The organism is Leptotrichia sp. OH3620_COT-345, from assembly GCF_003932895.1.
Taxonomy (GTDB): domain Bacteria; phylum Fusobacteriota; class Fusobacteriia; order Fusobacteriales; family Leptotrichiaceae; genus Pseudoleptotrichia.
Genome location: NZ_RQYW01000120.1, coordinates 1 through 476 on the forward strand (window position 1 = coordinate 1; position 476 = coordinate 476).

At 34.2% G+C, this 476-nt stretch carries 1 protein-coding gene; it reads right to left on the bottom strand.

Translation table 11 applies throughout. From position 1 onward, the window contains the following. The coding region (locus tag EII29_RS12360; RefSeq protein ID WP_158612547.1) for a hypothetical protein at window positions 1-476 on the bottom strand (476 nt) is incomplete at both ends.

Consider the following 476-nt stretch of genomic DNA (forward strand, 5'->3'; position numbering starts at 1 on the left):
ATATACATCGGAGCCTTTTATCCTTCCTCCCGGTGCCAATATCACCGATCTCCTGTCTTTTTCATCTTCTACATATTTCCCTATATTATATACATTTACCGCTTTTATGGAAATTCCTTTACCTTCTATTCTTCCCCCGTCTTTATTTACAACATCTCCTTTTTCTGCCTTTATTAATATATTCCCCTCACTTATTATGTCTGAATCTTCCGTATATATATTTAATACTTTCTCTGTTATCTTTTCTGTTTTACCTCTCTTGTTTTTTCTTCCAATTCCTCCGAATCTTTTCCCTCTATAGCCTGTTTCCTCTACTCCTACCGCTACTTCTCTTATTACTTCTTTTATATTTGCTTCCGATATTCCTATATTCTCAAATCTTCCGTTTCGTACTTCTCCATATATATCTCCTTTGGATTTTATTTCTCCTACATTATTTCTTATCAGTGTTTCCGCTATTAATACAAGGTTCCCTT